Below are 18,120 nucleotides of genomic sequence, written 5' to 3' on the forward strand. Positions count from 1 at the left end.
TCTATCCTTCGGCCTTCAGATCTGCATCTTCATCACGTCCTGGTACGCCTCGAGGAGGCGCCCGCGGACTTGCAGCAGCAGTTGAAACGCGAGGCGGCTCTTCTCGATCCCGATCATCACGTGATGCAGGTTCTGCACGTCGCCGGTCGCAAGCCGCTGCATGTCGGCCTGGCTCGCGAGCAGGCTTTCGTTCACCTGCGCGAGACCCTGGCTCACCATGTCCGCGAATCCGGTGCCCTGCGAGGCGGCGGCCGCGGGCTGCGCCGTCAGCGCCGAGGGCGGCAGGTCGCCCAGCAGTTCCGGCGCGATGGCATCGACGGGAAAGGTCTGGTTCATTGGCCGCCTCCGATTTCGAGCGCCTTCTGCGCCATGCCGCGCACCATGTTGAGCGCCGCGACGTTGGCCTCGTAGGCGCGCGACGCTTCCATCATCGACATCATCTCGGTGGCGGCATCGACGGCCGGATAGCTCACGAAGCCCTGCGCGTCCGCGAGCGGATGGCCGGGCTCATGAACCTTTCGCTCTTCGACGGCGGCCGGCTCGATGTGAAACTGCGGCTGCAGGGCCGCGATGCCGGCCTGGCCCGCCGCCATCGCCGAGGAAAACGTCTGCACAGCGGTTGTCGCGATCACGCGCAGCGGCCGGAAGGGTGTCTGCCCCGGTGCGGCGACGGTGTTGGCGTTTGCGAGGTTGAGCGCCGCGACTTCCACGCGCTTGCGCTCCAGTTCCATGCCCGCGGCACTGATGGCGAAGATCGAATCCGGGTCCAAGGTCTTGCTCCTGCGGTTCAGCGCTTGCCGTCGGCGGCCGCGCTCTGAAGGATCGAGAAGTAGCGCTGCATGGCTTTCGCGAGCGCCTGGTAGTGCAGCGAGTTCTGCGCCATCCGCGCCATCTCGCCGTCGAGGTGCACCTGCGCGGGCCGCCCCGACGCGTCGAGCACGGCCTCGATGCGCGGCTGCGCCTCGGCAAGAAGCGCGGGGTCGATGCTGCCTTGCGCGTCGAGGCTCCTGCGCGCTTCCTGCATCTGCGCGGAGAAGTCCACGCGCTGCGGGATGTACCCCGGCGTGGCGTGGTTCGCGATGTTCGATGCGATCGCCTGCTGCCTGAGCGTCGCGGCATCCATCGCGAGCGCAAGCGCCGACAGCGTGACGGCTTCGATGTCCTGTGGCATGCGTGCGCCCTCCTACTGCACCACGAGTTCCGCGTGCAGGGCGCCCGCCGCCTTCACCGCACGCAGGATGGAAATGATGTCGCGTGTCTGCGTCTTCAGGCGCGCGAGCGATTGCACGAGGTCGGCCACGGTCGTGCCGGAACGCAGGAACCCGTTGCCCTCGCGCTCATCGACGTCGACGCGCGAATTGGTGACGACCGCCGTGCGCACGCCGTCCGACGTGCGTGCGAAGACGGCCGGCTGCGAGACCATCGTGTCGCTCGTGATCGAAATCTTCAGATCGCCGTGGGAGATCGCCACGCGCGAGATCGTCACGTCGCCACCCGCCACGACGGTGCCCGTGCGCTCGTTGATTACCACCTTCGCGCGGCGGTCGGGATGCACGAGCACGTTTTCGATGCGGGCGACGTAGGACACGAGCTGCTCGCGCTGGCTTTCGGGCACGGCGACTTCGATGCCCGACGCGTCCTTCGCATGCGCCGTGCCGGCGCCGAGCTGCGCGTTGATCGCGGAGGCCACGCGGCTGGCCGTGGTGTAGTCGCCTTCCTCCAGCACGAACATGAGCGGCTGGCCGGGCGCGAGCGGTTCGGACTTCACGCCGACTTCCACGACGGCGCCGCCCGGGATGGAGCCCACCGTCGGGTGGTTCTTCTGGATCACGTTGCCGTTGGCGTCGTAGCGGTAGCCGCCCACCGCGAGCGGCCCTTGCGCGAGCGCGTAAACGCGCCCGTTGGCGGCTTTCAACGGCGTGAGCATCAACGTGCCGCCGACGAGGCTGCGCGCATCGCCCGCGGAGTTGACGGTGACGTCGAGGTTGTCGCCTTCGCGCGCGAACGCGGGCAGCGATGCGGCGATCGTCACCACGGCCACGTTGCGGCTTTGCACCTGCTCGGGCGGCACCGTGAGGTTGAACTGCGCGAGCACGTTCGACAAAGCCTGCCGCGTCGCGCGGTTCGACGGCGAGTCGCCCGTGCCCGCCAGGCCCGTCACGATGCCCCAGCCGACGAGCGAGTTCTCGCGCCAGCCCTGCAGCTTGCCCAGGTCCTTCACGCGCACCGGCGCATCGGCTTCGTCGGGGCTCGCCGGCGCGGCCGGGGATGTCTGGCACGCGAACGCCGCCGCGGCCAGCACGAAGCAACACAACTTCTTCATCAGAGTCCCATCCAGTCGGCGAGCTTGCGCCACCATGCACGCTGCTGCCGCTCGGAAAGTTCGCCCTCGCCCAGATAGGTGATGCGCGCGTCGGCCATGCGCGTGGAAAGCACCACGTTGCCGTCCGAGACGTCCTGCGGGCGCACGCGGCCTTCGAGCGTGACGCGCTGCTCCTCGTGGTTCACGAGGAGCATCTGCTCGCCCGCGACGCGCAGATCGCCGTTGGCGAGCACCTCGCGCACGGTGACGCTCAGGGTCGTCAGCATGCGATTGGCCCGCTGCGTGCGGCCGCCGCCGTCGAAGTCGCCGTTGACCGCGAGCGTGGCCTGCATCGAGCGGCTCGAATGGGACAGCTGCGTCGTGAGGTCGTTCTTCCGGCGCGTGTCGGTGTCCGCGCTCGTGGAGGCGCTCGAATCCTCCAGCACCTGCACCGTGAGCACGTCGCCCACGCGATGTGCTTTCCGATCGGCCGTGAGCGGGCGGAACGTGGCTTCGTCGTAGAGGCTCGTGGCGTGCGCGCAGGCCCCCATCGCAAGCAGGATCGCCACCAGGACTCCGCGCTTCATGGCATCGCCTCCACGCGGCCCTGGCTCACGATGCGGGCCTCCACCGGGCCCGGCGCGCCCGCGAGGCGCACGCGCACGATCTGGCCGACGTCGCCGTCCTGCAGCGCTTCCGCGCGACTTTCGAGGTGAAGCGCGCCGGCGGCGAATCGCAGGCTCACCCAGTCGCCTCGGGCGACGGCGGTGGCGGGTTTCGTGTTCGCCGTGGTCAGCACTTCACCGGCTTTCAGGGGACGCACCGTGCGAAGCGCGGTGGATGCAGCGGACACCGGCGCAGCGCCGCCTGCGGGGCTGCGCACTTCGCGCTGCTGCACGAGCGGGCCGCCGATCGCCGCACCCGCGCCCAGCGCCTCGGTGGCCACCCAGCCCTCGCGCCATGCGTCGACCATGAAGGTGACGGGGATCGTGCGCACGAAGGCGCCATCGACCGACACGTCGATCCACACTGTCATGCGCGGCACAGGCTGCGTGCCGGCGGCGAACGGACGCGCCGCGAGCTCGATGCGCCCCGGCGGCAACGCGAGGTCTTCGCGCATGCCGGTGCTTTCGACCGCGGCGCGCGACGTGATGGGCGCGAGCCATTCCAGGAGCGCGGCGCGCGCCTTCTCCTCGACGCGAACGGATGCGAGCTTCTGCACCGCGCCGCGAACGACGGCCCGCTGCGCGCCCGCCCAGACGAGCTGGGTCGGCGACACGCCAAGCCGCGTGCGAATCCATGCCGCCAGCGCGTCGCGATCGAGCACGGCCTCGCCGCCTGCAAGCGGCGCGTCGCCGAGCGGCAGCGTCACGAGTCTTTGCGCGATGCCGAGCTCGGTCGTGCGGACGAACGCCACGTCGCCGAGCAGCACCTGCCGGTTCTGCGGCTCCACACGCGCGTGCAGATCGATCTCCACCTCGCCCGGCCGCAGGTCGCGCGCGTGCGCGGCCAGGGCACAGGCGAGGCTTGTCGCAACAGCGACGAGGGTGCGGGCTTTCACGTCGGAACTCACTTGCGCAGGTTGTTCACGAGGCCGAGCATCTCGTCGGCGGCCTGCACGACCTTCACGCACGCGCCGTAGGCGCCCTGCGCGAGCATCAGGTTCACCATCTCGTCGACCATCTTCACGTTGGAGCCTTCCAGGAAGCCTTGCGCGAACGTCGCCGCGCCGTCCTCACCCGGCCGCACGGGGATCGGCTCGCCCGAGCCGGGGCTTGCGCGGTAGAGGTTGTCGCCGAGCGCGGCGAGAAGCCCCGGTGAAGCGAATCGCACGAGTTCGATGCGGCCCACTTCCACCGCGTTCGCCTGATTGGGCAGGCGCACCTGCACGCGGCCGTCGCCGCCGATCACGAGCGACTGCGCGTTGTCGGGAATCGCGATGGAAGCCTTCAGCGGGTAGCCCGCCGCGGTGGCGAGCAGGCCGTCCTTGTTCACCTTCAGCGTGCCGCCGCGCGTGAAGGCGGAGCTGCCGTCGGGCATCGTCACTTCGACGAAGCCGTCGCCGCGAATCGCGAGGTCGAGCGGGGAATCGGTCTTCTTCTCTTCCGCGGCATCGAACACCTTCGCCGTGCTCGCCACGGCAACGCCGGCGCCCATTCGAGGAGCCGCGGCGAGCGCGCCGGCGCGGAGGTCGTCCGCGTTGGGCGCGGCCACGGCGGCCGCCTCGCGCACCATGAGGTCGGCGAAGCCGACGCGCGCCTTCTTGAAGCCCACCGTGTTCACGTTCGCGAGGTTGTTGGCGATCGTCTCCACGTTCGTCTGTTGCGCCTGCATGCCGGTGGCGCCGATGGCGAGTGCGTCGAACATCAGGACTCTCCCAGTTTGCGGATGGCGGTGCCGAGCATCTCGTCGTAGGCTTGCGCCATCTTGTGCAGCGCCTCGAAGTGGCGCATCGAATGAATCAGCTGGGTCATTTCATCGATTGAAGAGACGTTGGAGTTTTCGAGCGCGCCCTGGCGCACCTGGCGGTCCTCGCGCGCGAGGGTTTTCATGGCCGCGCCCGCGGCGAAGAGTCCCTCGCCGAGGGCCCGCGGTTCGGTCCCGGGTTCGAACTCGACGAGCTTCAGTTCGGCAAGCGGCGCGTCCTCCTCGCCCGAAGGGCCGAGCAGGAGTCCGGCACCGTCGATCACGGGACTGGACGTCGTCAGCACGATGTCGCCCGCCGTGCCTTGCACGGGGTAGCCCTGTGCCGTGACGAGGCGGCCCTGCGCGTCCAGGCGCAGGTTGCCCTGGCGCGTGTACGCGGGGCCGTCGGGTGTGATCACTTCGAGAAAGCCCCGGCCGGTGATCGCGACGTCGAGCGCCTGGCCGGTGGACTTGAGGGTGCCGGTGCGCATGTCGTGCCGGATCGACACTGCGTTGTCGGCCGCTGCATCTTCGAGGGTCGGCGCCGTCGCGGCCGCGCCCGTCAGATGACCGGCGAAGCTCGTACCCACCGGCGTCTGCACGACGACCGAGCCCTTGTAGCCGGTGGTAAGCGCATTGGCCAGGTTCATGCCGACCTGCCTCACGCGGGTCATGTCGGCCTGCATGCCCTGCAGGGCCACCGCGAACACTTCGCTCATCGAGGAATTCCTTTCTTCACAGCGTCACCACGCCATACGACTTGAGTTCGATGCTTTGCGGGATCTCCGCCATCGAAAGCACGCGCAGATGCGGCACGGCGCGTTCGCAAAGGCTGCGGACGTGGCGCCGCAGATCGGGCGCGCACAGGAGCACCGGCAGCAAATTGCTCTTCATCATCTGTTCGGCCTGCTGCACCGTGCGCGCGAGGAACTGCTCCGCGAGCTTCGGCTCGAGCGCGTGGGACTGCGTGCCGCCCTGCGCGGCCTGCAGTCCCTGCAGCAGGCGGCTTTCGATCAGCGGATCGAGCGTCATCACCTGCAGCGCCGCCGCGTCGCCGAGCAGGCCGCGGCAGATCGCGGGCCCGAGCCGGCGCCGCACGTGCTCCGTGAGCACGCCCGCGTCCTTGGTAGCGCGGCCGACGTCGGCCAGCGTCTCGAGGATGGCCTCGATGTGGCGGATCGAGACCTTCTCGCGCAGAAGGCCCTGCAGCACTTTCTGCACGTCGCTCACCGAGAGCACGGTGGGAATCAGTTCTTCGACGAGCCCCGGCTGGCTCTGGCGCACGCGCGCGAGCAGCCGATCGGTCTCCGCGCGCGTGAGCAGCGTCGCCGACTCGCGCTTCAGCACTTCCGTGAGGTGCGTCATCATCACGGTCGCGCCGTCCACGAGGGTGAACTTCGCCGCGGCCGCCGCGTCGCGCAGCGTCTCCTCGATCCAGAGCGCGGGCAGGCCGTAGGTCGGCTCGCGCGTCGGCTCGCCGGGGATGGACTTGACATCGCCCGCCGGATGGATCGCGAGCCACTGCCCGCAACGCGCCTCGCCCCGCGCGACAGCGACGCCGTCGATCCAGATCTCGTAGCGGTCGCCCGCGAGCCGCGTCGCGTCCTTGAAGCGCACGGCCGGCAGCACGAGCCCGAGGTCCTGCGCGTGCTGTCTGCGAAACACCCTGATCCGCTCGGTGAAGAGACTGTCGGTCTGGTTCACGAGCGACACCCAGTTGCTGCCGACGAAGACCTCGACCGGCTCGACCGGCAGCATCGCGTACGGGTCCTCGGCGCCTTGGGCGGCGCTCTCGTTCGAATCGGCTGGCGCGGCTTGCGTGTCGCGCTCGGCCGACTTCGAGAGCATCGTCGCCGTCGCCAGCACGCCCGTGGCGAGCACGAGCGTCGGCAGCCACGGAATCCCCGGCAGCAGCAAGAGCCCGCCCAGCGCGCCGGCGACCAGCACGAGCGTCTTCGGAAACGACGTGATCTGGCGCAGCGCCTCGCGGCTCAGGTTGTTGTCGGCGGCCGAACGCGTGACGATGATGCCGGTGCCCACCGCGATCACGAGCGCCGGCACCTGCGTCACGATGCCGTCGCCGATCGTGAGCAGCGTGTAGGTCTGCAGCGCCTGGTTCCACGGCAGCCCGTGCTGCATGATGCCGATCAACAGGCCGCCCACGATGTTGATCATGAGGATCACGATCCCCGCGATCGCGTCGCCCTTCACGAACTTGCTCGCGCCGTCCATCGCGCCGTAGAAGGCCGCTTCCTTTTCGATGTTCCTGCGGCGGCGCTGCGCCTCGGCCTGGTCGATGAACCCCATGTTGAGGTCCGCGTCGATGCTCATCTGCTGGCCGGGCATGCTGTCCAGCGTGAAGCGCGCCGCGACTTCGGAGACGCGCTGGGCGCCGTTCGTGACCACGACGTACTGCACGACGATCAGGATCAGGAACACGATGAGCCCGATCACGTAGTTGCCGCCCACGACGTAGGACCCGATCGCGGAGATCACCTTGCCCGCGTTCGCGTCGGAGAGGATGAGGCGCGTCGCGGCGACGTTCAGCGACAGGCGCAAGAGCGTGGCGATCAGCAGCAGCGAGGGAAAGGTCGAAAATTCCACCGGCCGCGCCATGTAGAACGTGAGCAGCAGGATGAGAAAGGCGAAGCTGAAGTTGCCAAGGATCAGGAAGTCGAGCAGGCCCGCGGGGATCGGCGCGAAGAGCACGACGAGCACGCCCAGCACGAGCAGCACCAGCGCGATGTCGCTGTGCCGGCCGAAGAAGCGCTGCGCCGCGCTCATGCCGCCGACCCCGCCCGACGGTTGCGCATCGCGAACACCCACACGAGGATGCGCGCCACGTCCGCATAGAGCGCGGGCGGCACGTACTGGTCGACCTCGAGCTCGTGGAACAACTCGCGCGCGAGCGGCGGGCTCTGCACGACCGGGATGCGATGGCGCGCCGCGAGCTGCCGCATCACGGCAGCGAGCGCGCCCGCGCCCTTGGCCACGACCTGCGGCGCCGACATGGCCGATTCGTCATACCGCAGCGCGACGGCCACGTGCGTCGGATTCGTGAGGAGCACGTCGGCTTGCGCGGTTCTGCGCAGGGCCATGCTGCGGCGAAGTGCCTCGCGGCGCAGCTCGCGCAACCGTGCGCGGATGCGCGGATCGCCTTCGCGCTGCTTGTGCTCGTCCTTCAACTCGCGCCGGCTCATCCGCATGCGCCTGGCGAATTCGCGCCGCGACCACGCGAAGTCGAAACACGCGATGACGAGCAGCGCGAGCGCGATCTTCAGGCCCGCCGAGGCGGCGTCGCCGACGATCGTGCGCGCGAGCAGCGCGGGCGGCATGCCGGCCAGCCGCGGGAACTGCGGCACGAGCGCCTTGATCGCGAGGTACACGACGAGCGAGAGCAGCACGAGCTTCACCACGGCGCGCGCGCCGTCGAAGAGCGTGCGCGGCGAAAAGAGCTTCTTCAGGCCGTTGACCGGATGAAGGCGCGCGAGATCGGCCTTCACCGGCTCCAGGGACAGCACGGAGCCCGTCTGCGCGAAATTCGCGACGATGGCGGCGAGGGCGAGCGCCGCGAACAACGGCGCGAGCGCGGCCCCGGTGTCACGCAGGAGCTGCGCGAGGAGCGCCTCGAAGGTGCCGGCGCTCGCATCGATGCGCCCGGCCTGCGCGAGGAGAGCGTGGTCGTAGCGGAACTGCGCTTGAAGCGCATCCCAGCCCTTCCAGTAGAGCAGCGCCACGGCCACGGTGAAGACCGAGGCCGACACGATGTCCGCGCTTCGAGCCACCTGGCCTCGCTCGCGGGCCTGGCGCAGCTTGTGGGGTGTCGCCTCTTCGTTGCGATCGAGGTCTTCCTGCTGCTCGGCCATTACCGCGCTCCCGCCGCCGGCATCGCCGCCGACATCGCAGCCAGTCCCGCATCCCACGAGCGGAAGATGTAAGTCCACGTGCGCGTCATCGCATCGCCCATCCCCGCGAACCAGAGCGCGAGCATCGCGAGCCCCAGCACGATCTTCACGGGGATGCCGAGAGCGAACATGTTGAACTGCGGAAGGTTGCGGGCGACGACGCCCATCGCCAGATCCACGAGCAGCAAGCCCACGACGACCGGCGCCGCCAGGGCAAAGCCGAGGCCGAAGAGCGCCCCGGCCTGCTGCATGACCATCGGCGCGGCGGCCGCGAGCGGCCAGGGCCGCCCGGGAGGGAAGCGCTCGAGCGTGAGCGCGGCCGCGCGCAGCAGGGCGTGGTGACCGTCCGCGAGGAAGAAGACGAGGACGCCCACGTGATCGAAAGCGGAACTGAGCACGGGCACCTGGCGGCGGGTCACCGGATCGAAGACCTGCGCGATGCCGAAGCCGATCTGCACGTCCATCATTCGCCCGGCCATCGAGATCGCCGCGAAGGCGACGAAGATGCCGAACGCGAGCAACGCCCCGAGCGCGAGTTCGCTGGCGCACGCGGCCAGCAGGGCCCCCGGATCGGCAAGCCTCGCCGCGAGCTCAGCGGTTGCCGGCAGCCCGGCAGCGAGCGCCGCGGCCAGGCCGACGATCAAGAGCACGCGCACGGTCGCGGGCATCGCGAGGGCGTAGAGGACGGGCGTGAGAAGCAGCATGGCGCCCAGTCGCAGCGACACGAGCAGCACGGCCAGTCCATAGCCCTGCGGTGCCGCGCTGCCGAGTGAAGCTGCCCAGGAGAAGTCCACGCGGTGCTTTCAGAACATCGAGGGAATGGACGACCAGAGGCGGCCGGAGAACTGCGTGAGCTTGCCGAGCATCCAGGGGCCGAACACGACGAGCGCGATGCCCGCTGTCACGAGCTTCGGGATGAAGCTGAGCGACATCTCCTGAATTTGCGTCACCACCTGCAGCAGGCTCACCGCGAGGCCGACGAGCATCACGAGCCCGAGGACCGGCAGGCAGATCGCCAGACCCGTCCACAAAAGGTCCGCCATCATGGCGATGGCCATGTCCGCATGCATGCCTGGGTTCCTCCGGATGTTGGCGCGCCCGTGTCGAGAAGTCCTTCGGGTGAAGGCGCCGGGATCGTTTTGTGACCGGATGTGAGCGCGCGGAGACGGATTCTAGGCCTTGAGTGGTAAAAATGTTGGTGTTTGTACTGAGTTATACCTTCGTCTGGTAAACGATCACCAAAAAAAGGGGATTAGTTGGGACCGGGCTGCGGCCCGATCCAGCGAAGTCAGCGGATGCGCAGCCAGCGCGGGGCCCGGAAGCGCACGATGCTCACGTACACCCAGACATAGCTCACCACGAAGAGAGCCGTGAAGAACACGAGCACCGGGGTGTTGTTCCAGAACAGGACGGCCGGAATCACGGTGAGCAGCGTGAAGCCCCAGAGATAGGGGGACGTGCGGTTGTTGCGCATCAGCATGCGCCGGGCCTCGTCGTCGTGGAACACGCCGCGCACGATGCGCCGGTAGATGAGCTGATGGAAGTGCAGCGCATCGGCCACGCCCGGCGACTGGCCGCGCGACACTTTGCGGTAGATGGAAAAGAGCGTTTCCCACACCGGGTAGATGAGCAGGAGCACCGGAAACCAGGGCGAGACCTGCGGGTAGCGCTGCACGAGCTGCACGGTGACGATCGCGATCACCACGCCCCAGAGGTAGGCGCCGCCGTCGCCCGCGAAGATGAGACCCCGCGGGTAGTTCCACAGCAGGAAGCCGGCCGTGGCCCCCGCCAGCGCGAGCACCGTGGCCGCGAGCTGCCGGTCCCCCACCTGCAGCGCCACATAGGCAATCGCGAAGCAGCAGATGAAGGCGACGAGCCCCGCGAGCCCGTTGTAGCCGTCGATCAGGTTGAACGCATGCGGCAGCCCGCTGATGCCGAGGATCGCGACCACGACGCCGAGCCAGGGCATGCGCGCCCACGTTTCGTCGACCGGGGCCCAGCCGATGCGCGGAACGGCGAGGTCGAGCATGCCCGCCGCGAGCACGGCCGCGCCCACGGTGAGCGCGAGCCGCCAGTAAGGCGGCAGGCGCTGGGTGAGGTCTTCGGCGATGCCGCCCAGCACGGGGATGGCCGTCGCGAGCCACACCGCCGCCGCCGACCAGCCGGCCGCCCTGAGCGGGCTGGCGAGGTGCAGGTAATCGGCAAGCGCGATCCAGCCCCAGCCCACCGTGCACGAGAAGAGCATCGCGACTCCCCCCAGACGGGGGATGTCGCCGCGGTGGAATCGCTGAGGCACCTCGTCCCCATAGAGGCTCGCATGTTCGCGGGCATAGCGCATCAGCAGTGCGGCGGTGACGAACGCGGTGGCGCAGCAGATGATGAGGAGCGCAAGCATGACCCGCTATTGTCGAGCTTTTGGCAGGGTCCCCAGAAAGCGCCACAAGGGCGGATGCGTCCACAGCCGGACAAGGCTTGCCGCGTGCCACAGCATGCGAAGCCCCGGCCTGCGGCTCGCACGCTGCGCGCAGTGCCGCGCCACCGCGTCGGCAGGCGCGAGCGTGAAGCCCGCGAGCTGCAGCCGCAGGCAGAAGTCGGCGTCTTCGCAATACATGTGAAAGCGCTCGTCGAGTCCGCCGGCCGCGCGCCACGCCTCGGCCGGCACGAGCCAGAAGGCGCCGCTCACCCAGTCGCATCGCCGCTCGGGGCGCTTCAGCACGTGCCGCCGCCAGAGCGCGAACGGCGTCACCGCTTCGCGCTCGTGGTCCTGCGGCGACCCGTCGCCATTCAGAAGGCGCGGATACGCGCAGCCCACCCGGGGGCCGCGGGCCGCTGCCGCGAGGCGCCGCCAGATCGCGGGGTCGGGCAGCTCGACGTCCGGATTCACCACGCAAAACAGCGGCATGCGGCACGCCGCGAACGCACGGTTGTGGTTGGCCGCGAACCCCGAAGGCGTCGCGTTGAAGATTTCGGTGAAGGCGAAAGGCCAGCCTTGCGCGGGCGCGGCAAGCGGGGCGTCCGGAAGGTTGTGCGTGACGATCACCTCGCGCACGAGCGGGTCGCGCTGCGCCGCGATCTCGCCCAGAAGCGACGCCACGAGGTTTCGCTGGCCGTGGCTCACGACCGAGATGCCGATGCCGTCGCGAGGAGGGGGTGCACTTACAATCGACCGCTGGCTTTGGACATCGGACACGCAATGATTCTAGTCACCGGCGGCTGCGGCTTCATCGGCTCCGCCTTCGTGCTGCGGCGGCTGCGCGAATCGAAGGCGCCGCTCGCCAACCTCGACTTGCTCACCTACGCGGGGCATCCCGGCAACCTCGCGCAAGTCCAGGACGACCCGCGCTATCGCTTCGTCCACGGCGACATCGGCGACGAAGCGCTGGTTGCGAAGCTGCTCGCCGAACTGCGCCCGAGCGCCATCGTCAACTTCGCGGCCGAAAGCCACGTCGACCGCTCGATCTCGGACCCGCTCGCCTTCGCGCAGACCAACGTGATCGGCACGCTCAACCTTTTGCGCTGCACGCTCGCGTACTGGAAGTCGCTCGAGGCGCAGGCGGCTGCAGCGTTTCGCTTCATCCACGTCTCCACCGACGAAGTGTTCGGCTCGCTCGCCCCGGATGCGCCGGCCTTCACCGAGGAGCACCGCTACGAGCCCAACAGCCCCTACTCCGCTTCGAAGGCCGCGTCCGATCACTTCGTGCGCGCGTGGCACCACACCTACGGCCTGCCCACGATCATCACCAACTGCTCGAACAACTACGGCCCGCGGCAGTTCCCGGAAAAGCTGATTCCGCTCATGATCCACAACGCCTTGCGCGGCGAGCCGCTGCCGGTGTACGGCGACGGACAGCAGGTGCGCGACTGGCTGTATGTGGAAGACCACTGCGCCGCGCTCGACACCGTGCTCGCGCGGGGCCGCCCCGGCGAGAGCTACAACGTGGGCGGCCGCTCGGAGCGCACCAATCTGCAGGTCGTGCACGCGCTGTGCAACGTGCTCGACGAACTGCGTCCGCGCGCGAATGGCGCGCATGCTTCACTCATCGCCCACGTGAAGGACCGGCCCGGCCACGACCGCCGCTATGCGATCGACGACGGCAAGATCGCGCGCGAGCTCGGCTGGAAGCCGGCGGTCGCATTCGAGCTGGGCTTGAAGCAAACGGTGCGGTGGTACCTCGACCATGCGGACTGGGTCGAATCCGTGACGAGCGGCAGCTACCGGCAGTGGGTCGAGCGCCACTACGACGGCCTCGCGCACCCCGCATGAAGACACTGCTCTTCGGATGCGGGGGCCAAGTCGGCTGGCAGCTCCAGCGCAGCCTCGCGGTGCTCGGCGAGGTGGTCGCGCTCGACCGCACGTCCGAGCCGCTTTGCGGCGACCTCCTGCGCCCGGACGAGCTCGCGGCGACGATACGCGACGTCGCGCCGCAAGCCATCGTCAATGCCGCGGCTTACACCGCCGTGGACCGCGCGGAGTCGGAAAGCGACCAGGCCTTCGCGATCAATGCCGAGGCGTGCGAGCTGATCGCGCGCGAGGCGAGTCGGCTCGATGCATGGCTCGTGCACTATTCCACCGACTACGTCTTCGACGGCAGCGGCGACTCGCCCCGGCACGAGGACGACGCGACCGGCCCCATCAACGTCTACGGCCGCAGCAAGCTGCAAGGCGAGCGTGCGATTCGCGCTCACTGCGCGCGCCACCTCATCCTTCGCACGAGCTGGGTGTACGACACGTGGGGCCAGAACTTCCTGAAGACGATCCTGCGTGCCGCCGCGCAACGCGATTCGCTCGAAGTGGTGGACGACCAGTGGGGCGCGCCGACGCGCGCGGCGCTGATCGCCGACGTCACGGCGCATCTGCTTCGAACGGTGCAGCCGCGCGAGGCCGGTGTCTACCATCTCGCCGCCGCCGGCGAGACCAGCTGGCACGGCTATGCGACGTTCGCCATCGAGGTGGCGCAGCGCGCGGGGATGGCGCTCAAGGCCGCGCCGCAGACCGTGCGCCGCGTCGACTCGTCGCGCTTCGCGAGCGCGGCGCGCCGCCCGCACAACTCGCGGCTCGATACCGCCCGGCTGCGATCGACCTTCGGCTTCACTTTGCCGCCCTGGCAGCACGGGGTGGCCGCGGTCGTGAACGAACTGGCCGCGTTCGGCCGCTGAACCGCACGACATGAATCCGACGACATCCTCCACCGAACGCCGCGGCATCATCCTCGCGGGCGGCGCCGGCACGCGGCTGCATCCGGCCACGCTCGCGCTGTCCAAGCAGCTGCTGCCGGTGTACGACAAGCCGATGGTCTATCACCCGCTCACGACGCTCATGCTCGCGGGCATCCGCGACGTGCTCCTCATCAGCACCCCGCAGGACACGCCGCGCTTCGAGCAGCTGCTGGGAGACGGCACGCGGTGGGGCATGCGCATCGCCTACGAGCAGCAGCCTCGCCCCGAAGGGCTCGCGCAGGCCTTCATCATCGGACGCGACTTCGTGGGCGGGCGGCCGAGCGCGCTCGTGCTCGGCGACAACATCTTCTACGGACACGATCTGGTCTCGCTGCTGCACGAAGCCGACGCGCGCACGGCCGGGGCGACCGTGTTCGCCTATCACGTGAAGGATCCCGAGCGTTACGGCGTCGTGGAGTTCGACGCGCGCGGCAAGGCGCTCTCCATCGAGGAAAAGCCGCGCGAGCCGAAGAGCCATTGCGCGGTGACCGGACTTTATTTCTACGACGGGCAGGTCTGCGACATCGCGGCGGACGTGAAGCCCTCGGCGCGCGGCGAGCTGGAAATCACGAGCGTGAATCAGCGCTACCTGGAGCTCGGGCGGCTCGACGTGCAGGTCATGGGCCGCGGCTTCGCGTGGCTCGACACGGGCACGCACGAAAGCCTGCTGGAGGCCTCGCAGTTCATCCACACGCTCGAACGCCGGCAGGGGCTGAAGGTCGCGTGCCCGGAGGAGGTCGCGTGGCGCAACGGCTGGATCAGCCGCGACGAACTCGCCGCGCTCGCCGAGCCGCTCGCGAAGAGCAGCTACGGCGAATACCTGCGCGCCATCGCGCGCGGCACGGTGTAGGCGGCTCGGCGATGCAGGTCCATGCCACGCGGCTGCCCGGCGTCGTGATCCTCGAGCCGAAAGTGTTCGGGGATGCGCGGGGCTTCTTCATGGAAAGCTTCAACCAGCAGGCGTTCGACGCCGCGGTCGGCAACACGCATCGCTTCGTGCAGGACAACCATTCGCGTTCGGCGCGGGGCGTGCTGCGCGGGATGCACTACCAGATCCGGCAGCCGCAGGGCAAGCTCGTGCGCGTCGCGAGCGGCCGCGTGTTCGACGTGGCCGTGGACATGCGGCGGTCGTCGCCGACTTTCGGACAGTGGGCCGGCGTGGAACTGAGCGCGGAGAACCATCGCCAGCTCTGGGTGCCGCCCGGCTTCGCGCATGGTTTTCTCGTGCTGTCCGAGTGGGCCGACTTTCTTTACAAGACGACCGACTACTACGCGCCGCAGCACGAACGCGCGCTCGCGTGGGACGACCCGCACGTGGGCATCGCGTGGCCGCTCGAAGAGCTCGCGACCGCGCCGGTGCTGTCGCAAAAGGACCAGGCCGCGCCGCGGTGGGATCAGGCGGAATGCTTCGATTGAGCGAGGTGCCGGCGCGCCCTCGGGTGACATCCGCCGCACCGCGCCCGGGTGCACGCTTGCACTACGGAGCGAGCCACGTATTCACGTCGTCGATCGCCGCCTGGTCCACCGCGCCCGTGAGCGACTGAAGGCGAACGCGCGACAGCACGTAGTTGTAGCGCGCCTCCGCCAGGTCGCGCTGTGCCTGCACGAGCTTTTCCTCGGCATTGAAGACATCCACGATCGTGCGCGCCCCGCCCTGATAGGAACGGCTCGCCGACTGCGCCGCCGTTTCGGCCGAGCGCACCGCCTGCTCCAGCGCGCGCACCTGCAGCACGCCTTCGGTGACGCCGCGATACTCCTTTTCCACGCGCAGCGACAGGTCGCGGCGCAGCGCCTCGAGGTTGTCCTCGGCCTGGCGCGCGCTCGCGAGCGCCTGCCGCACCTGCGAATTGACGAAGCCGCCCGCGAAGATCGGCACGTTGAGCACGACACCCACCTGCTTGTCGGCATAGGTCTGATCGACCGCGGTCACGGTGTCGCTGCGGCTGCGCGTGATCTGCGCCACGAAGTCGACCGTCGGCATGTGCCCCGCGCGCGCCTTCTCGACGTCCTGCCGCGCCGCCTCGGCCTGCGCGCGGGCGGACTGGATTTCGGGGCTTGCATCTTCCGCGTGTTCCACCCAGGCCCGCAGGCCCTCGGGCTCGGGCGGCGCAAGAGGCAGCCGAGCGGAATCGACCGGCGCCACCTCCATCACGGGCGTGTCGATGAGCGCCTGCAGCTGCCGGCGCGTGTAGTCGTAGTTCTGCTTCGCCTGCAGTTCCTGCGCGACCGCGAGGTCGAGCTGCGCGAGCGCCTCGTCGACGTCCGTGCGCGTTCCGCTGCCGGCGGTGAACGCCTTGCGCGCGGCGTCGAGCTGCGTCGAGTACGCCTTCTTCTGCGAGGCGACGAGCCCGACTTGCTCCTGCGCGAGCAGCACCTGCATGTAAGCCGTCGTCACGCGCACCGCGAGGTCCTGCACGGCCTTGGCGTACTGCGCGCCGGCGTCGGCCACCTGCGCCTTGGCCTGCCGCCAGTCCGCCCAGAGCGCCGGGCGAAAGAGCGGCAACCGCGCGACGATCGCGTTGTTGCCGCTCAGATAGTCCCGGTGCGAGGAGATCGGAGCGCCCGTGATGCTCGGCACGGTCGAGTCGAGGTTGTTGCGAAAGCGGTTCGCGCTAGCCGAGATGTTCGGCAGCAGCTGCGCTCGCGCCTGCGGCAGCCGCTCGCTGCGCGCCTCGAAGAGGTCGTGCGCGGCGGCGAGGTTCGCATCGTTTTCGATGGCGAGCCGGTACGCCTGAGACAGCGTGAGGCGCCGCGGCTCCTGCGCGGCCGCGCCGAACGCGGCCACGGCGCAGGCCATCACGATCAGACCGCGCCAGGCGAAGGCGCTTTCGCGGGAAGTCTTCATCATTGTTCTTTCATGGACGCGGCGATGCGCTTCGTGAGCGGGTGCAGCAGATAGGTGAGGAGCGTGCGCTCTCCGGTCTTCAGGACCACCTCCACCGGCATGCCGGGCTGCAGCTGGCGGTCTTGCCCGAGCTTCTTGTACGCGTCCGCGGTGAGCGAGACCCGCGCGAGGTAGTACTGGATGTTCGGGTTGGCCGGCTCCGAGAGCAAGTCGCCCGAGACGGAAGCCACCTTGCCATCCACCACGAGCATGGGCGAATGCGCGAACGCGTTGAAGCGCACGTCCACCGGCATGCCGGCGTGCACGCGGTCGATCAGGTTGGGAGGCACCTTCACTTCGAGCAGGAGCGCCTCGTTCTCGGGCACGATGTCCATCAGCTTCTGGCCGGGCTGCACGACGCCGCCCACGGTCTGCACGGCGAGTCCCACCACCTGGCCCGTCGCGGGCGCCTTGATCTCGGTGCGCTGCAGATCGTTGGAGAGCGCCTTGTACTTCTGCTCGTCCGACTCGACCTCGCGGGAGGCATCGGACAGCTGCGTCTCCACGTCCTTGCGGTAGTCCTGCTGGCGCGAGATCGCCTTCTGGCGCAGCTCGGAAATCGCGCTTTGCGCGCTCATCACGTTGCCGATGATCTGCGACTGTTGCGCCTGCGTGTCGGCGATCATGCGCTCGAGGTCGAGCTGCTGGTTGCGCGGCGCGTAGCCTTCCTTCACCAGGTCGCGCGTGTTGGCGAGCTGCTCGTTCAGGAGGCGAATCTGGTCCTTGCGGCTTCCGAGCATCTGCTGGTTGGCCTGGATGATCGCCTGCTGGCCGGCGATGCTTTCGTTGAACGCCTGCAAGTCCGCCTTCAGCTGCGTGCGGCGCGTGTTGAAAAGCTGCGTCTGCGTGGCGAGCTGCTTGGCGATCTGCGGATCGGTCTTCGCGGCGTCCTTCAGGTCCTGCGCGAAGGTGATGCCGGGCGCGTCGAGCTGCTCGGCCTGCAGACGCCCCTGCACGGCACGATACATGAGGTACTGCTGCCGCACGGTTTCGTAGTTCGCGCGTGTCGTGGCGTCGTCGAGCTTGATGAGAAGCTGCCCCTCGTTGACCATCTGGCCCTCGTGCACGAGCACCTCCTGGATGATGCCGCCTTGCAGGTGCTGCACGGTCTTTCGCTTGGTGTCGATCGCGACCTGGCCTTGGGCCGGCACGCCTTCGTCGAGCGGCGCGAAGCCGGCCCACAGCATGAAGCCGCCCAGACCCAGCACGAGCGCCCACAGGCCGATGCGGATCGGACGCCGGCTGTCGTTGGCCGCGGCGAGCGGGTCGCGCACCGCGGGTTCGCCCACGGCATCGGTGGCGCCTGACGGCGAGACGGAGGTGAGGCGATTCAGAATGTCGGATGTGGCCATGATGCTCAGCGCTTCTCTGAAAATGAGGTTCGGGTGTTCGGGTGTGCGGGTTCC

Annotated in this window: 20 protein-coding genes; 4 read left to right on the top strand and 16 right to left on the bottom strand. The window is 68.9% G+C overall.

Annotated features, from left to right (window positions below; genetic code table 11):
• Positions 1–15 precede the first annotated feature (15 nt).
• The 14 genes from fliE to VHA82_RS20175 all read right to left on the bottom strand — a co-directional run bounded on the left by fliE (position 16) and on the right by VHA82_RS20175 (position 11,803).
• Complete coding sequence (gene fliE, locus VHA82_RS20110) at positions 16–336, bottom strand: flagellar hook-basal body complex protein FliE (protein ID WP_325546947.1); 321 nt, start codon at positions 334–336, stop codon at positions 16–18.
• Entirely contained in the window at positions 333–770 is a 438-nt protein-coding gene (gene flgC / locus VHA82_RS20115; protein ID WP_325546948.1) for a flagellar basal body rod protein FlgC, read from the bottom strand. Before flgC ends, fliE begins: the two co-directional genes overlap by 4 nt.
• A 17-nt stretch (positions 771–787) precedes the next feature.
• Positions 788–1,171, bottom strand: a complete 384-nt coding sequence (gene flgB / locus VHA82_RS20120) for a flagellar basal body rod protein FlgB (RefSeq protein ID WP_325546949.1) — start codon at positions 1,169–1,171, stop codon at positions 788–790.
• Between the two features lie 12 nt (positions 1,172–1,183).
• Positions 1,184–2,323, bottom strand: coding sequence for a flagellar basal body P-ring protein FlgI (locus tag VHA82_RS20125; RefSeq protein ID WP_325546950.1), 1,140 nt, complete (start codon positions 2,321–2,323; stop codon positions 1,184–1,186).
• Positions 2,323–2,889, bottom strand: a complete 567-nt coding sequence (locus VHA82_RS20130) for a flagellar basal body L-ring protein FlgH (RefSeq protein ID WP_325546951.1) — start codon at positions 2,887–2,889, stop codon at positions 2,323–2,325. Before VHA82_RS20130 ends, VHA82_RS20125 begins: the two co-directional genes overlap by 1 nt.
• A complete protein-coding gene (flgA, locus tag VHA82_RS20135) occupies positions 2,886–3,863 on the bottom strand; it encodes a flagellar basal body P-ring formation chaperone FlgA (protein ID WP_325546952.1) in 978 nt (325 codons plus the stop codon). The genes VHA82_RS20130 and flgA overlap by 4 nt, the downstream gene beginning before the upstream one ends.
• 8 nt (positions 3,864–3,871) lie before the next feature.
• The gene (flgG, locus tag VHA82_RS20140) at positions 3,872–4,669 is read right to left on the bottom strand and encodes a flagellar basal-body rod protein FlgG (protein WP_325546953.1); all 798 of its coding nucleotides are present in this window, start codon (positions 4,667–4,669) and stop codon (positions 3,872–3,874) included.
• The gene (locus tag VHA82_RS20145) at positions 4,669–5,427 is read right to left on the bottom strand and encodes a flagellar hook-basal body protein (protein WP_325546954.1); all 759 of its coding nucleotides are present in this window, start codon (positions 5,425–5,427) and stop codon (positions 4,669–4,671) included. The genes flgG and VHA82_RS20145 overlap by 1 nt, the downstream gene beginning before the upstream one ends.
• A gap of 16 nt (positions 5,428–5,443) precedes the next feature.
• Positions 5,444–7,492: a flagellar biosynthesis protein FlhA gene (gene flhA / locus VHA82_RS20150; RefSeq protein ID WP_325546955.1), complete on the bottom strand. Its 2,049-nt coding sequence runs from the start codon at positions 7,490–7,492 to the stop codon at positions 5,444–5,446.
• The gene (locus VHA82_RS20155) at positions 7,489–8,574 is read right to left on the bottom strand and encodes an EscU/YscU/HrcU family type III secretion system export apparatus switch protein (protein ID WP_325546956.1); all 1,086 of its coding nucleotides are present in this window, start codon (positions 8,572–8,574) and stop codon (positions 7,489–7,491) included. The genes flhA and VHA82_RS20155 overlap by 4 nt, the downstream gene beginning before the upstream one ends.
• On the bottom strand, positions 8,574–9,407 hold the full coding sequence (locus tag VHA82_RS20160) for a flagellar biosynthetic protein FliR (protein ID WP_325546957.1): 834 nt from the start codon (positions 9,405–9,407) through the stop codon (positions 8,574–8,576). The genes VHA82_RS20155 and VHA82_RS20160 overlap by 1 nt, the downstream gene beginning before the upstream one ends.
• A gap of 9 nt (positions 9,408–9,416) precedes the next feature.
• Positions 9,417–9,683, bottom strand: a complete 267-nt coding sequence (locus tag VHA82_RS20165; protein WP_325546958.1) for a flagellar biosynthetic protein FliQ — start codon at positions 9,681–9,683, stop codon at positions 9,417–9,419.
• A 218-nt stretch (positions 9,684–9,901) separates the two neighbouring features.
• Positions 9,902–11,008 (bottom strand): glycosyltransferase, encoded by a 1,107-nt coding sequence (locus tag VHA82_RS20170; RefSeq protein ID WP_325546959.1) that lies wholly within the window; start codon positions 11,006–11,008, stop codon positions 9,902–9,904.
• Between the two features lie 6 nt (positions 11,009–11,014).
• Positions 11,015–11,803, bottom strand: coding sequence for a glycosyltransferase (locus VHA82_RS20175; RefSeq protein WP_325546960.1), 789 nt, complete (start codon positions 11,801–11,803; stop codon positions 11,015–11,017).
• Positions 11,804–11,806: 3 nt separating this feature from the next.
• Between VHA82_RS20175 and rfbB the strand changes: the two genes are divergently transcribed.
• Genes rfbB through rfbC form a run of 4 tightly spaced genes read left to right on the top strand, consistent with a single transcriptional unit; the run spans position 11,807 to position 15,246 of the window.
• A complete protein-coding gene (gene rfbB, locus VHA82_RS20180; RefSeq protein ID WP_325546961.1) occupies positions 11,807–12,877 on the top strand; it encodes a dTDP-glucose 4,6-dehydratase in 1,071 nt (356 codons plus the stop codon).
• Complete coding sequence (gene rfbD, locus VHA82_RS20185; RefSeq protein WP_325546962.1) at positions 12,874–13,770, top strand: dTDP-4-dehydrorhamnose reductase; 897 nt, start codon at positions 12,874–12,876, stop codon at positions 13,768–13,770. Before rfbB ends, rfbD begins: the two co-directional genes overlap by 4 nt.
• 10 nt (positions 13,771–13,780) lie before the next feature.
• The gene (gene rfbA, locus VHA82_RS20190; protein WP_325546963.1) at positions 13,781–14,680 is read left to right on the top strand and encodes a glucose-1-phosphate thymidylyltransferase RfbA; all 900 of its coding nucleotides are present in this window, start codon (positions 13,781–13,783) and stop codon (positions 14,678–14,680) included.
• A gap of 11 nt (positions 14,681–14,691) precedes the next feature.
• Entirely contained in the window at positions 14,692–15,246 is a 555-nt protein-coding gene (rfbC, locus tag VHA82_RS20195) for a dTDP-4-dehydrorhamnose 3,5-epimerase (protein ID WP_325546964.1), read from the top strand.
• A 61-nt stretch (positions 15,247–15,307) separates the two neighbouring features.
• Here the strand turns inward: rfbC and VHA82_RS20200 are convergent, their stop codons facing one another.
• Both VHA82_RS20200 and VHA82_RS20205 read right to left on the bottom strand, forming a co-directional pair.
• The gene (locus tag VHA82_RS20200) at positions 15,308–16,675 is read right to left on the bottom strand and encodes a TolC family outer membrane protein (RefSeq protein WP_325546965.1); all 1,368 of its coding nucleotides are present in this window, start codon (positions 16,673–16,675) and stop codon (positions 15,308–15,310) included.
• Positions 16,675–18,066 carry an HlyD family type I secretion periplasmic adaptor subunit gene (locus VHA82_RS20205; protein WP_325546966.1) on the bottom strand — a complete coding sequence of 464 codons (1,392 nt, stop codon included), beginning with the start codon at positions 18,064–18,066 and terminating at the stop codon, positions 16,675–16,677. Before VHA82_RS20205 ends, VHA82_RS20200 begins: the two co-directional genes overlap by 1 nt.
• Between the last annotated feature and the right edge of the window lie 54 nt (positions 18,067–18,120).

Origin of the sequence: Ramlibacter sp. (genome assembly GCF_035548915.1) — a bacterium.
GTDB lineage: Bacteria > Pseudomonadota > Gammaproteobacteria > Burkholderiales > Burkholderiaceae_C > Ramlibacter.